Annotated in this window: 13 protein-coding genes; 12 read left to right on the top strand and 1 reads right to left on the bottom strand. The window is 68.3% G+C overall.

Annotation, left to right across the window (positions count from 1 at the left end; translation table 11 throughout):
• Positions 1-15 precede the first annotated feature (15 nt).
• From J7I79_RS17220 to J7I79_RS17205, 4 genes are all read left to right on the top strand, one after another.
• Positions 16-1,200, top strand: a complete 1,185-nt coding sequence (locus J7I79_RS17220) for a Re/Si-specific NAD(P)(+) transhydrogenase subunit alpha (protein ID WP_214955264.1) — start codon at positions 16-18, stop codon at positions 1,198-1,200.
• Positions 1,200-1,496 carry an NAD(P) transhydrogenase subunit alpha gene (locus tag J7I79_RS17215; RefSeq protein WP_214955262.1) on the top strand — a complete coding sequence of 99 codons (297 nt, stop codon included), beginning with the start codon at positions 1,200-1,202 and terminating at the stop codon, positions 1,494-1,496. The genes J7I79_RS17220 and J7I79_RS17215 overlap by 1 nt, the downstream gene beginning before the upstream one ends.
• Positions 1,493-2,866 (top strand): NAD(P)(+) transhydrogenase (Re/Si-specific) subunit beta, encoded by a 1,374-nt coding sequence (locus J7I79_RS17210; protein ID WP_214955260.1) that lies wholly within the window; start codon positions 1,493-1,495, stop codon positions 2,864-2,866. Before J7I79_RS17215 ends, J7I79_RS17210 begins: the two co-directional genes overlap by 4 nt.
• 94 nt (positions 2,867-2,960) lie before the next feature.
• Positions 2,961-4,058, top strand: a complete 1,098-nt coding sequence (locus J7I79_RS17205; RefSeq protein WP_214955258.1) for an ATP-dependent DNA ligase — start codon at positions 2,961-2,963, stop codon at positions 4,056-4,058.
• Between the two features lie 73 nt (positions 4,059-4,131).
• On the opposite strand, the gene J7I79_RS17200 is transcribed toward J7I79_RS17205, so the two are convergent.
• Positions 4,132-5,451: an MFS transporter gene (locus tag J7I79_RS17200; RefSeq protein WP_214955256.1), complete on the bottom strand. Its 1,320-nt coding sequence runs from the start codon at positions 5,449-5,451 to the stop codon at positions 4,132-4,134.
• Between the two features lie 260 nt (positions 5,452-5,711).
• Here J7I79_RS17200 and J7I79_RS17195 point away from each other — a divergent pair, with 260 nt between their 5' ends.
• From J7I79_RS17195 to pcaC, 8 genes are all read left to right on the top strand, one after another.
• Positions 5,712-6,557: an IclR family transcriptional regulator gene (locus J7I79_RS17195; protein ID WP_214955254.1), complete on the top strand. Its 846-nt coding sequence runs from the start codon at positions 5,712-5,714 to the stop codon at positions 6,555-6,557.
• Between the two features lie 169 nt (positions 6,558-6,726).
• Positions 6,727-7,608 (top strand): shikimate dehydrogenase, encoded by an 882-nt coding sequence (locus J7I79_RS17190; RefSeq protein ID WP_214955252.1) that lies wholly within the window; start codon positions 6,727-6,729, stop codon positions 7,606-7,608.
• Positions 7,608-9,566, top strand: a complete 1,959-nt coding sequence (locus tag J7I79_RS17185) for a bifunctional sugar phosphate isomerase/epimerase/4-hydroxyphenylpyruvate dioxygenase family protein (protein WP_214955250.1) — start codon at positions 7,608-7,610, stop codon at positions 9,564-9,566. The genes J7I79_RS17190 and J7I79_RS17185 overlap by 1 nt, the downstream gene beginning before the upstream one ends.
• Positions 9,567-9,610: 44 nt before the next feature.
• On the top strand, positions 9,611-10,543 hold the full coding sequence (gene pcaH, locus J7I79_RS17180; RefSeq protein WP_214955248.1) for a protocatechuate 3,4-dioxygenase subunit beta: 933 nt from the start codon (positions 9,611-9,613) through the stop codon (positions 10,541-10,543).
• Between the two features lies 1 nt (position 10,544).
• Positions 10,545-11,150 carry a protocatechuate 3,4-dioxygenase subunit alpha gene (gene pcaG, locus J7I79_RS17175; protein WP_214955246.1) on the top strand — a complete coding sequence of 202 codons (606 nt, stop codon included), beginning with the start codon at positions 10,545-10,547 and terminating at the stop codon, positions 11,148-11,150.
• Between the two features lie 65 nt (positions 11,151-11,215).
• Positions 11,216-12,718 carry a lyase family protein gene (locus J7I79_RS17170; RefSeq protein ID WP_214955314.1) on the top strand — a complete coding sequence of 501 codons (1,503 nt, stop codon included), beginning with the start codon at positions 11,216-11,218 and terminating at the stop codon, positions 12,716-12,718.
• Complete coding sequence (locus J7I79_RS17165) at positions 12,711-13,529, top strand: alpha/beta fold hydrolase (RefSeq protein ID WP_214955244.1); 819 nt, start codon at positions 12,711-12,713, stop codon at positions 13,527-13,529. Before J7I79_RS17170 ends, J7I79_RS17165 begins: the two co-directional genes overlap by 8 nt.
• A complete protein-coding gene (gene pcaC / locus J7I79_RS17160; protein ID WP_214955242.1) occupies positions 13,526-14,005 on the top strand; it encodes a 4-carboxymuconolactone decarboxylase in 480 nt (159 codons plus the stop codon). Before J7I79_RS17165 ends, pcaC begins: the two co-directional genes overlap by 4 nt.
• The last annotated feature ends 78 nt before the right edge of the window (positions 14,006-14,083 follow it).

The raw sequence follows: 14,083 nt of genomic DNA, 5'->3' as shown, positions 1-14,083 counted from the left end.
GAAAGGGAGTGGCGGGTGAAGTTAGGCATAGTGCGGGAACGCCGCGATGGCGAGCGGCGGGTGGCCGCGACGCCGGAGACGGTGCAGCAACTGATCGGCCTCGGGCTCGAGGTCCTGGTCGAATCCCGGGCCGGAACCGCGGCAGGCCACAGTGACGACTCGTACGTCCGGGCAGGCGCGCGGATCGTCCCCGAGCTGGATCCGGGATCACTCGACGCCCTCGCCCACGTGCGGCCGCTGGAACCGGCGACGGCGGCGGCTTTGCGCCGCGGGGCCATCACCGCCGGCCTTGCGTCGCCGTCGACCGAACTGCCCACCGTGCAGGCGCTGGCCGCCGCCGGGGTGACTTCTTTCGCGCTGGAACTGGTGCCGCGGATTTCCCGGGCACAGTCGATGGACGCCCTGTCCTCGCAGGCCCTCGTGGCGGGTTACCGCTGTGTGCTGGAAGCGGCCATGCGCCTGCCCCGGTTCTTCCCGCTGTTCATGACGGCCGCCGGGACCATCCCGCCGGCCCGCGTGCTGGTCCTCGGCGTCGGCGTGGCGGGCCTTCAGGCCATCGGCACGGCAAAACGGCTGGGCGCCCGGGTTTCCGCGAACGACATCCGGCCGGCCTCGGCGGACGAAGTCACCTCGATGGGGGGAACCTTCATCAAGCTCGACCTGGAGACGGCGGAAGCCTCGGGCGGTTACGCGCGGGAGCTCAGCGCGGACCGAGGTGCCCTGCAGCGCCGGCTCCTGGCGCCGCACGTGGCCCAGGCCGACGTACTGATCACGACGGCGGCCGTCCCCGGGCGGCGCGCCCCGCTGCTCGTCAGCCGTGAGATGGTGCAGGGCATGCGGCCCGGCTCGGTGGTGGTGGACCTGGCCGCGGAGTCCGGCGGAAACGTGGAGGGATCAGTTCCCGGCCAGGACATCCTGGTGGATACCGCCGACGGCCAGGGCACCGTCACCCTGGTGGGGATGAAGGACGCGGCCTCGGCCATGCCCGCGGACGCCTCCCGGCTCTACGCCAAGAACGTGGCCAACCTGCTCGCCCTGATGGTCCGGGACGGAACCCTGGCCCTGGACTTCAGCGACGAGGTGGTGGCCGGCACGTGCCTGACGCACGACGGCGAGGTGCGCCACGCGCCGACGGCGGAGGCCCTCGCGCTGTCCGATGAACCCGGGAACCGCGAGTCCGAAAACGAGGGGGTGGTCTGATGGACGGCATCAGCCTGGTCACGATTACCGTGCTGGCGGTCTTTGTGGGCTTTGAAGTGGTCTCGAAAGTGTCCAGCACCCTGCACACGCCGCTCATGTCCGGCGCCAACGCCATCCACGGCATCATCCTGGTGGGTGCCATCATCGTGGCCGGCCAGGCTGCGGACCCGTGGGTCCTCGCCGTGGCGCTGCTCGCCGTCGTGCTGGCCACCGCGAACCTGGTGGGCGGATTCGTGGTGACTGACCGCATGCTGGAGATGTTCCGCGGCCGCAGGGACCGGGAGGGTCCGCAATGAGCTTCCTTGATCCGACCTGGACGGGGCTGCTCTACCTCGTGGCCGCCGCGCTCTTCATCCTTGCCCTGATGGGCCTCAACTCGCCGCGCACCGCACGACGCGGCAACCTCGTTGGCGCCGCCGGCGCCGCGCTTGGCGTCGTCACGGTGTTCCTGTCGGCGCGACTGGACAACATTCCCTGGATCCTGGGCGCGATCGCCGTGGGTTCGGCCGTGGCCGCCCCCGTGGCCCGACGGGTCAAAATGACCCAGATGCCGCAGCTCGTGGCGGCTTTCAACGGCGTGGGCGGCGGTGCCGCCGCACTGGTAGCGCTGCTTGAACTGGCGCACACGGGGGACGCCTGGGTCCGCCTGGCGATTGCGTTCACGTTGCTCGTGGGCGCGGTGTCGTTCGCGGGCTCCGCCATCACGTTCGCAAAGCTGCAGGAACTCATGACCACCCGGCCGGTGGTTTTCCGCGGGCTGCCCGTGATCATGGCGGCGGTGCTGCTGGCCGCGGTGGGTGCCGCGGTCGCCGTTGTGCTGACCGGTTCGCTGCCGCTGGCCCTGGCGCTGCTGGTGCTGGGCCTCGCCGCCGGTGTCCTCCTGGTGCTTCCGGTGGGCGGCGCGGACGTGCCGATCGTCATTTCGCTGCTGAACGCCTTCACCGGCCTGGCGGTTGCGGCGTCAGGCCTGGTGCTGGGCAACGTGCTGCTGCTGGTGGCCGGCACCCTGGTGGGCGCCTCCGGTACCATCCTGACCCGTGCCATGGCTGCCGCCATGGGCCGCAGCGTGGCGGGAATCCTGTTCGGCGCCTTCAGGGGAGGTTCGACGGCGGGCTCCACCGCGGTCAGTGAGCGGCCGGTGCGCTCCTCCAGCGCGGAGGACGTCGCCGTGCTGCTGGGCTACGCACAGCGGGTGATCATCGTTCCCGGCTACGGCCTGGCCGTGGCACAGGGCCAGCACACCGCCGCGGAACTGGCCAAGGCCCTGCAGCTCCGCGGCATCCAGGTGGACTTCGCCATCCACCCCGTGGCCGGCCGCATGCCCGGGCACATGAACGTGCTCCTCGCGGAAGCCAACGTGCCGTACGAGGAACTCAAGGAAATGACCGAGATCAACTCGGAATTCAAGACCGCCGACGTCGCACTCGTGGTGGGCGCCAACGACGTGGTCAATCCCGCCGCGAAGACGTCCTCGGGGTCGCCCATCTTCGGGATGCCCATCCTGGAAGTGGCCGACGCCCGGCAGGTGGTGTTCCTGAAGCGCTCCATGCGGCCAGGCTTCGCAGGCATCGAGAACGAACTGCTCTACGAGCCGCAGACCACGCTGCTGTTCGGCGACGCCAAGGACTCGCTGACGAAGGTGCTCGGCGCGGTCAAGGCCCTGTAGGCGGGAGGCCAGCCGGGTTGGCTCAGCAGGGCCGTTCGGGGCCATTCCCTTCCGGGGGTGGTGCGAAGTTGACCGCCGGGCAAGAATGGGCGGTATGCAACTGCCGGTGATGCCCCCGATTGCGCCGATGCTCGCCAAAGCCGTCAGCGCCCTGCCCGACCCGCCGGACTCCGGCCCGAAGTGGAGCTTTGAACCCAAGTGGGACGGCTTCCGGTCCATCATCTTCCGGGACGGCGACGAGGTGGAGATCGGCAGCCGCAACGGCAAGCCCATGACCCGCTACTTCCCCGAGCTCGTGGAGTCCCTGAAGGCAAACCTGCCGCCGCGATGCGTGCTGGACGGCGAGATTGTCCTGGTGGGCGGTTCCGGTGACCGGCTGGACTTCGACGCGCTCCAGCAGCGGATCCACCCTGCGGCCAGCCGGGTGAAGCTGCTGGCAGCCCAGACACCCGCAAGCTTCGTGGCGTTCGACCTGCTGGCCCTCGACGACGAGGACCTCACCGGGCGGCCGTTCTCCGAGCGGCGGAGCATGCTGGAACGGGCCCTCGCCGGCAGCGCGGCGCCCATCCACCTGACCGCCACCACACGGGACAACGGCACCGCCGAGAAGTGGTTCCGCCAGTTCGAGGGAGCGGGCCTCGACGGGATCGTGGCCAAATCCCTGGACGGCACCTACCAGCCGGACAAACGCGTGATGCTCAAGTTCAAGCATGAACGCACGGCGGACTGCGTCCTGGCCGGTTACCGCGTGCACACCAGCGGACCGGACCGGGTCGGGTCCCTGCTGCTGGGGCTTTACGACGGCGACGGCGGGCTGGCCAGTGTGGGGGTGGTGGGCGCCTTCCCGATGCAGCGCCGCAAGGAACTGTTTGAAGAACTCCAGCCGCTGGTGACGGACTTCGACAACCACCCTTGGGCCTGGGCCAAGCAGGAGGAAGGCAAACGGACACCGCGGAATGCCGAGGGCAGCCGCTGGAGCGCGGGCAAGGACCTGTCCTTCACCCCGCTCCGCCCCGAGCGCGTGCTGGAAGTGAAGTACGACCACATGGAAGGCGACCGGTTCCGCCACACCGCCCAGTTCGTCCGCTGGCGGCCGGACCGGGACCCGGAATCCTGCACCTACGGGCAGCTGGAAGAGCCGGTCAGCTTCGACCTCGCCGAAGTGCTGGCCACAGGAAAACCTGCAACCTGACCCGCGTACTTAAACCCGGGCGGCCCGCCCCCAAGAGGGGACGGGCCGCCGTCGTACTTTTACCGGGCAGCGGCTACTTCAGGCCGAGCTCCCGGGTGGGGGTCTTGAAGGATTCCTTGGCAGTGAGGGCCGATACTGCGGCGACACCGCAGATGACGGCAGTGAAGATGCTGATCTGGACCCAGCCGCCGGGCTTGATGCCGCCCATCGCCGCCACGATCGCCGGGGCGAAGCCGGCCATCAGGAAGCCCAGCTGGGTGCCGATCGCCAGGCCGGAGAACCGGACCTTGGTGCTGAACATCTCGGCGTAGAAGGACGGCCAGACGGCGTTGGAGGCGGCGTAACCGAAGGAGAAGAACCCGATGGCCGCGAGGAACATCAGCGGAACACTGCCGGATTCGAGGCTCAGCAGGAACACCGGAGTCAGGACCGCGCTGGCCACTGCACCGTAGATGAAGACAGGTTTGCGGCCGATCCTGTCTGACAGCATGCCGAACAGGGGCTGGGTGCCGAGGGCCACGAAGTTGGCGCCGACCACCAGCCACAGGGTGGTGGTGCCGTCCACCCCTGCGACGGTCTTGGCGTAGCTGATGGCGAGGGTTCCGAACACTGTGGACACGGCGGCGATGAAGGCGCAGGCGACCACGCGGAGGACGTCGCGCCAGTGGTGCTTCAGCAGATCGGCCACCGGCAGCTTGGAGATTGCAGCGGACTTCTGGGCTTCGGCGAATGCCGGCGGCTCGTGCAGCGTGCGGCGGATGAAGAACGCCACCAGGACAACCACGGCGCTGAGCCAGAACGGGATGCGCCAGCCGATGCCGTACTTGACCTCGTCAGGGAGGGCGAGCACGGGGATAAAGACGAGGGCCGCGAGGATCTGGCCGCCCTGGGTGCCGGTGAGGGTCCAGGAGGTGAAGAAGGAGCGCCGGTTGTCCGGGGCGTGTTCCAGGGTCATGGAGGAGGCGCCGGCCTGCTCGCCCGCAGCGGAGAGGCCCTGGCAGAGGCGTGCCAGCACCAGCAGGGCGGGAGCCCACCAGCCCACCGTATTGAAGTCGGGGAGGCAGCCGATGACGAAGGTTGACGCGCCCATCAGCACCAGGGTGAACATGAGGACCTTCTGCCGGCCCACGCGGTCGCCGAAGTGGCCGAGGATGACGGCGCCGACCGGGCGTGCCACATAGGCGAAACCGAACGTGGCGAAGGACATGATGGCGGCGTTGGCATCAGCATTGGGGAAAAACACGTGCGGGAAGATCAGCGCGGCGGCGGAACCGAAGATGAAGAAGTCGTAGTACTCGACGGCGCTTCCCAGGAAGCTGGCGAGGGCCGCCTTCTTCGGGGTCCCGGCCGGTGCAACGGTGCCCGGCGTCGTGGACGGGAGTGTCTGGCTCATGGTGTTCCTTTGTGTGACGACATTGTCGCGGATGGATCAGGATGTTCGCAGCTGCCGCCCTTCATTTCTGGAGACCCAGCTGGAGGCCCAATGGAGGCTCAGCTGGCGGCGGCTGGAGGTCCTTGTGAAGACCCCGGGGTAGTAGCCACATGGTGGGAGCTGCTTTTGCGATACAGCAATGATGACTGTGAGGACTATCACCTGTCAAGAAAAATAATCACCATCTAGAAATAGCTCTCACGATGTGGCAATATCGGGTTATGAGTGTGAATCAAGACACAGAACCGGCCGCGGCTGAAGATGCAGTAGCCGCAACGAAGGCAACGAAGGCGCCCAAGGCTCCCAAGGAGGACTCCCGGACGGACATGGTGGGCAAGGCCCTGGGCCTGCTCGTGCTGCTGGGCGATGAGCCCCGGGGCGCCAGCGCGGCAGAGCTGTCGCGCCGCGCGGAACTGCCGTTCAGCACCACGTACAGGCTGCTGGGCTCGCTCACGCGGGACGGTTTTGTGGACTATGAACCCGACGGCCGCCGCTACCACCTGGGGCTCCGCGTCTTCCAGCTCGGCCAGCGCGTATCCAACCACCACGGCTTTGCCGGCACCGCCCTGCCCATCCTCCGGCGCGTCACCGAGAAGACCGGGGAGGCCACCATCCTCTCCGTGCGCGACGGGCACCACCACCTCACCGTCAACAAGGTGGACGGCCCCCAGACGTTCCGCGTCACCAGCGATCCGGGGCACCTCGGCGCCCTCCACACCACGTCCGTGGGCAAGGCGCTCGTGGCCTTTGCCGAGGATGCCGAACGCCAGCGCCTCGTGGAGGAGCTGGAGCTGGAGCCGCTCACGGAATTCTCGATCACAGACCGGGGGGCCTTCCGGGCCGAGATCGAGCAGGTCCGCCGCCAGGGCTATGCCGTCATGGATGAGGAAAACGAGCTGGGCATGCGCGCCGTTGCGGTGCCTGTCTTCAATGCCCAGGGCTTCGCGTTTGCTTCCCTGGCCACGGCGGTTCCGGTCTTCCGGCTCAGCCTGGAGAACCTGGTGGCGCTTGTCCCGGCACTCCAGGAGGCCGCCGCCGAACTCTCCGCCAGGCTGCCGCAGCGATGAGCCGTGCTGCCTCGGCCGCTGCCCGCCGTCGTCATTATTTGTTCGCAATAAGAACATCAGTGCAAGATGTGAACATTTCCTGTACTGTAAGCCATATCACCCGGCACGCAGCCGCCGGCGCCCAGGGCGCCCCGGCAAGCCGGATGCCGTTGTCAAAGGAGCTATACGGATGAGCAATCGAGCAGAGTCCTTTCTGGTGGGCCTCGTAGGTGATGGCGTCATGCCGTCGCTCACGCCCCACATGCACGAGCGCGAAGGCGACGTGCAGGGCCTGCGGTACCTCTACCGCCCCATCGACCTCCTGGAGCTGGGCCTGCCTGGCGCCTCCGTGGGAGAGCTCCTGCAGAGCGCGCACCGCCTCGGCTTCAACGGACTGAACATCACTCACCCGTGCAAGCAGCTGGTCCTGGACCACCTCGATGAAATCTCGCCGGACGCCCGCCGCCTCGGAGCCGTCAACACCGTCACCATCCGGGACGGCCGCTTCATCGGCCACAACACCGACTTCTCCGGCTTCGCGGCCGCCCTCGCCTCAGGCCTTCCCGGCGCAAAACTTGACCGAGTGGTCCAGCTGGGTGCCGGCGGCGCCGGCTCCGCCGTCGCCTACGCCCTGCTCACCGCGGGCGTCCGCCACCTGGACCTCGTGGACACGGACGCTGCCCGCTGCGCCGCGCGCGCCGCCGAACTGGCCGGGTTCTTCCCGGACAGCACCGTCACGGCCCGGACGACGGCGGAGCTGCCGCAGCTGATGCCCTTTGCCGACGGTCTGGTGCACTGCACCCCCGTGGGCATGGCCGCGCACCCCGGCGTCCCGCTGGACCTGTCCCTACTGGAATCCCGGCACTGGGTGGCGGACATTGTCTACCGCCCGATCGAAACCGAGCTGGTCCGCGAAGCCCGCGCCAGGGGCTGCGAGGTGCTGGACGGCGGCCGCATGGCCGTGGGCCAGGCGGCGGACGCCTTCAGGATCTTCACCGGCCTGGAAGCCGACGCGGACCGCATGCGCTCCCACTTCCTGGAACTCGTGGCCGCGGAAGAGGTGGCCGCCTGATGCGTACCGGGATCGCCACGGTGTGCCTGTCCGGGACGCTGAAGGAAAAAATGCAGGCGTGCGCCATCGCCGGCTTCGACGGCATTGAAATTTTCGAGCAGGACCTTGTGACGTCGTCCCTGAGCCCGGAGGACGTCCGGAAAATGGCCGCGGACCTGGGCCTGACCCTGGACCTCTACCAGCCGTTCCGCGACTTCGACAGCGTTCCCGAGGACCTCCTCGCCGCCAATCTCCGCCGGGCCGAGGCCAAGTTCAAGCTGATGTCCCGCCTGGGCATGGACACCATCCTGGTCTGCTCCAACGTGGGTACCGCCACCGTTGACGACGACTCCCTGCGCGCCGAGCAGCTGTCCCGGCTGGCCGGTCTCGCCGGTGACCACGGCGTCAAGGTGGCCTACGAGGCACTGGCCTGGGGCAAGTACGTCAACGACTACGAGCACGCCCACCGTTTGGTGGAAACCGTGGACCACCCGAACCTCGGCACCTGCCTCGACTCCTTCCATATCCTGTCCCGCGACTGGGACACCGCGCCCATCGAGTCCTTCAACGCGGACAAGATCTTCTTCGTCCAGGTGGCCGACGCCCCCAAGCTCTCCATGGATGTTCTGTCCTGGAGCCGGCACTACCGGGTCTTCCCGGGCGAGGGCCAGTTCGAGCTCGCCAAATTCATGGGCCACGTGGTCCGCGCCGGGTACGCCGGGCCGGTTTCGCTGGAGGTCTTCAACGACGTCTTCCGCCAGTCCGACGTCGAACGCACCGCCGTGGACGCCATGCGGTCGCTGATCTGGCTCGAGGAACAGAGCGCCAAATGGCTGGACGCCAACGCCCCTGCGGGTGCAGGTGGCGCGGGCGCTGTTGTTAGCGGGCCTGCGGCCCCTGCCCGCCGTCGTTATCCGATGGAACTGGCCACCCTCCCGCAGGTTGCCGAACCGGCAGGCTTCAACTTCGCCGAGGTGAAGGCCGCGGACACTGCAGGCCTGGAGAAGCTGCTGGGCCAGCTGGGATTCGAATTCAACGGCAGACACCGCACCAAGGACGTGCAACTGTGGACCATGGGCCACGCACGCGTGATCATCAACGAGCAGGATCCGGCCGGGCCGGACGCGGCAGCACTTGCCGGGGTGCCTGCCGGTTCCGCGCCCGCCATCGCCGCCCTCGGCTTCGACGTCGATTCGCCGGTGATTGCCGCAGCCCGCGCCCAGCAGCTCAAGGCACCCGCCGTGCCCCGCAAGAGCCAGGCCAATGAGGAAGTGTTCCAGGGCTTCGCCGCACCGGATTCCACCGAGATCTTCCTCTGCCAGGGCAGCCCGGACGGCACCGCCGCCTGGACCCACGAGTTCGGCGCAGGGCACGAAGTCCCTGCCGGCGCCCGCAGGGCCGTGATTGACCACGTGAACCTCGCGCAGCCGTGGCAGCACTTTGACGAAGCCGTGCTGTTCTACAGCAGCGCCCTTGCCCTGGAGCCGCAGCCGTTCGCGGAGGTGCCCAGCCCCAGCGGCCTGGTCCGCTCCCAGGTGATGCTTACCGCCGACCGCGCCGTGCGCCTGGTGCTGAACCTGGCTCCCGTCATCCAGCAGGACGGCGCGGACACCGGCACCGCCCACCGGAAGACGTACCAGGAGCACATCGCCTTTGCCGTGGACGACCTCGTGGCCACCGCCCGCGAGGCCCGCGACCGCGGCCTGGACTTCCTGCAGATCCCCGCGAACTACTACGAGGACCTGGAGGCCCGCTTCGACCTGGACCCTGCGTTCCTGGCCACCCTCCGGGAGCTGAACCTCCTGTACGACCGCGACGCCGACGGCGAATTCCTGCACTTCTACACCGCCACCGTTGGCAGCGTGTTCTTCGAAATGGTGGAACGCCGCGGCGGTTACGACGGCTATGGCGCCCCCAACGCCCCGGTGCGGCACGCCGTCCAGTACGACCACCTGCACCAGCTGAAACGCACCACCTGAACCTAAGTCCAACCCTCAACACCATCAACCGAAAGGAGGCTGCCGTGCCTGAAGAAATCAACCTTGAAACATTCAATGCCGATCCAATCACCGAAGACGTGTCGGACGTGGCACCCCAGGCTGCAACCGGAGCCGCAACCGGAGCCGCCCCGCAGGCCGGGTGGGAGGCCGCGCCCCAGAACCAGCCCAAGGCCGTGGAAACCCAGCAGGACCTCAGCGCGGAGATCAAGGCAATCGGGGACGCGTACGCCGCAGCCCTGAAAACCGGGAAGGCTCCGGAAATCCAGCCGCGGCTGGACTACGCGCCGTACCGCAGCAGCATTCTCCGCCACCCCACCAAGAGCCTGCACCACGCCGATCCGGAAACCATCGAGCTGTACTCGCCTGCCTTCGGCCACCAGGACGTGCACGCACTGGAATCGGACCTGACTATCCAGCACAGCGGTGAGCCCCAGGGCGAACGCATCATCGTCGCCGGCCGCGTGCTCGACGGTGACGGCCGGCCCGTCGCCGGCCAGCTGGTGGAGATCTGGCAGGCCAACTCCTCCGGCCGCTACATCCACAAGCGGGACCAGCACCCGGCACCGCTCGACCCCAACTTCACGGGCGTGGGCCGCTGCATCACCGGGGCCGACGGCTCCTACAGCTTCACCACCATCAAGCCCGGCGCCTACCCGTGGAAGAACCACCTCAACGCTTGGCGGCCGGCACACATCCACTTCTCCCTGTTCGGGCAGGAGTTCACCCAGCGCATCGTTACCCAGATGTACTTCCCCGGTGACCAGCTGTTCCCGCTCGACCCCATCTACCAGTCCATCGTGGACCAGGATGCCCGGAACCGCCTGGTGGCGAGCTACGACCACGATCTCACCCAGCCCGAATGGGCACTGGGCTACAAGTGGGACATTGTCCTGACGGGGTCCAAGCGGACCTGGACCGAAAACGAAGCATTCGGCGCAGAAGGAGACGAGGAATAGCGTGAGCTCAACCACCAAGCTGACCCCCACACCCGGCCAGACCGTAGGCCCCTTCTACGGCTACGCCCTGCCGTACGAGAAGGACCGCGAACTGCTGGCCCCGGGATCGCCCGGCTCCATCCGCCTGCAGGGCACCGTGTACGACGGCGCCGGCCACCCCATCCCGGACGCGATCCTGGAGATCTGGCAGCCGGATTCCGAAGGCAACATCGTGCACCGGACCGGCTCGCTGGTCCGCGACGGCTACACGTTCACCGGCTTCGGCCGGAGCTCCGTGGGCAACAGCGGCGTGTACACCTTCACCACGGTGAACCCCGGTGCCACCAAGCCCGGCGCGGCGGCGTTCATCTCCGTGGCCGTGTTTGCCCGCGGCCTGATGAACCGCCTCTTCACCCGCGTCTACCCGCCCGAGAACGCCGAAGCGCTGGCGGCCGACCCGCTGCTGTCCTCCCTGGATCCGGAACGCCGCTCCACGCTGATCGCCCGCCGTGATGCTGACGGCGGACTCACCTGGGACATCCGGCTGCAGGGCGAGGGCGAAACCGTGTTCCTCGACTTTGAGGGAGCATCTGTCGAGGGAGCGGCTGCCGGGGGCGCCGCACAGTGAACACCTCCGGAGCAGCCAGCGCGGACAGCTCAGCCAGCGCCACCAGCGAATATGCCGCGGGCGGCATGGACGGCGACGTCGGGCTCCTGAGCCCCGTATCGGCGTCGCCTGCCGTGGCAGCGCTGACAGGGGACCGGGCGGTGCTCGCGGCAATCCTCGCCGTCGAGTCCGGCTGGGCTTCGGTGCTGGAGAAGGCCGGCCTCGCGCCGGCCGGCTCAGCCGCCGTCGTGGCTTCAGCCGCGGACGTCGACCGCTACGACGTGGCCGGCATTGCCGTCCGCGCGCAGGGCGGCGCGAACCCGGTCATCCCGCTGCTGGCTGACCTCCGGACGGAGGTCAATGCCCTGGACACGGAGCACGTGGGTGCTGGGCGTGCCGTGCACACCTCGCTGACCAGCCAGGACGTGCTGGACTCGGCCCTGATGCTGCTTGCCCGCGACGCCGTTGCTGCCCTCCTGGCAGAAGTGCAGGGGGTCACGACGGCGCTGGCTTCCTTGGCGGAACACCATGCGGACACACTCTGCGTGGGCAGGAGCCTGACGCAGCATTCCCTGCCGTTCACCTTCGGCCTGAAGGCGGCGCAGTGGTTCCACGGGCTCGCTGCCGCCGCACGCCGCCTTGAAGCCGTCGAACTGCCGCTGCAGACCGGCGGCGCCGCGGGAACACTCGCCGCCGGAACCGTCCTGACCAGGGATTCGGTGGACACGCCCTTCGACCTCTCGGGCAACCTGGCGGCGCACCTTGGCTTGGCGGCCACGCCGGGACCGTGGCACACCAACCGGCTGGCCGTCACCGCGCTGGGCGACGCCCTGGCCGGCGTGACGGATGCACTGGGCAAGATCGCCTCCGATGTGCTGTTCCTCAGCCGCCCGGAGGTGGCTGAGCTCGCCGAACCGCGGGCCGCCGGGCGCGGAGTTTCCTCGGCCATGCCGCAGAAGCAGAACCCCGTGCTGTCGGTCCTGGTCCGCAGCGCGGCGCTGCAGGCCCCCTACCTGGCCGCGCAGCTGCATCTGGCGGCGGCCAACTTCAACGACGAACGGCCCGACGGCGCGTGGCACAGTGAATGGCCGGCCTTCCGGCAGCTGCTGCGCCTGGCACTCGGCTCCGCCGGCCAGCTCAGGGAGCTCGCCGAAGGCCTGCGGGTCTTCCCGGATGCCATGCGCCGCAACCTGGACCTGTCCGGGCCGCTGCTGCTCAGCGAAGGAGTGTCCGCCGCCGTGGCGCCGCTGCTCGATGCGCTGCCGGCAGAGCAGAACGCTGGTGCCGCCGGCCGGACCGGCAAGCAGCAGCTCCAGTCCGTGGTGGACCGGACGCTCGAGGTTCCGGCCGCGGAGCAGTCCGGAACCTACCGCCGCCTGCTGCGCGACGTTGTACCGGCCAGTGCCCTTTCGGACGAACGGCTGGAAGAACTCCTGGACCCGGCCAGCTACCTGGGTCAGGCCACCGAAATCTCCCGCCGCATCCTGGCCGCCTTCCCCGAGTTTGCCGGAAGCAGCGGCCCGACACCGGCGGATCCAACCGAAGATACCCCCATCCAAACAGACCTGAACGGAGTTTCCCGTGGCTAGACCAACAGTCAAGGCTGTACTGCTCTCCCCCCAGCGCCCGCTGGGGGACAAGCCCCTGCTGGTGGTGGGGCCTTCACTGGGGACGTCCTCAGTGCTGTGGACCCAGGCCGGCGCCCTGCTCGGGGACGACTTCGACGTCGTCGCCTGGGACCTGCCCGGCCACGGCGTCTCGCCGGCCGCGACGGAAACGTTCGACGTCGCGGAACTGGCTGACGCCGTCGTCGAACTGGTTGATTCGATCGCCCCGGGCGAGAGGTTCCACTACGCCGGAGTGTCCCTTGGCGGGGCCACCGGACTGCAGCTGGGCATCAAGCACGGCGAACGCCTTAAGAGCCTCTCCGTGCAGTGCTCCGGGGCCAAGCTGGGCACTCCCGAAGGCTGGCTGGAGCGGGCCGAAGCCGTTCGCAGCCAGGGCACCCCGGTGATGATCCAGGGTTCCGCGCAACGTTGGTTCGCGCCCGGATTCATGGAACGCGAGCCCGAGCTCAGCAGCCGGCTGCTGCACTCCCTGCGCGACGCCGACCGCTTCAGCTACGCATTCTGCTGCGAAGCCCTGGCCGGCTTCGACGTCCGCGAGGAGCTCGGCAGCATCCGCGTCCCCACCCAGGCCGTGGCAGGTGCGGAGGACGCTGTCGCGCCGCCGTCGTTCGCCGAAGAAGTGGCGAAGGGCATCACAGCCGGCGGCGGCACCGCAAGTGCCGTAACGCTGGAGGGGGTGGCGCACCTCGCTCCGGCCGAAGCGCCCGCGCACGTTGCCGAACTGCTCAAGGGCCTCATCGCCTGGAGCGAAACCCGCGGAGCAGCCAAATGACCGGCCCCGAAGCATCCGGCGCCGAACGTCATGGCGTGGTCCAGCCGGACGCCACCAGCCAGGAGATTTACGACGGCGGGATGGTGGTCCGCCGCGAAGTGCTCGGCGCCGCGCATGTGGACCGGGCCAACGCAAACAAGGATTCCTTCACCGAGGACTTCCAGGACATGATCACCCGCATCGCCTGGGGCGGCATCTGGACCCGCCCGGGCCTGACGCGGCAGATGCGCTCGGCCGTCACCATCACCGCCATGGTGGCCCACGGGCACTGGGAAGAACTGGCGATGCACATCCGCGCCGCCATCACCAACGGCCTGAGCAGGGACGAAATCAAGGAAATCCTGCTGCAGACCGCCATTTACTGCGGAGTTCCCTCCGCCAACACCGCATTCAAAACCGCGCAGCAGGTCTTCCATGAAATGGACAAAGCAGCAATGGATAACACCGCAGCGGACGCAGCCACCCCGCCCAACTAGGTAGCACTAGATGTCGTTTTGAGCCCTCATAACGACACCTGCTGCTACCTAGTTGGGACCCACAGAATTAGAGGAGCA

This window comes from Arthrobacter sp. ISL-69, assembly GCF_018613775.1.
GTDB lineage: Bacteria > Actinomycetota > Actinomycetes > Actinomycetales > Micrococcaceae > Arthrobacter.
The sequence above is the reverse complement of the archived record's forward strand: the minus strand, read 5'-3'. Positions and strand labels throughout refer to the sequence as shown.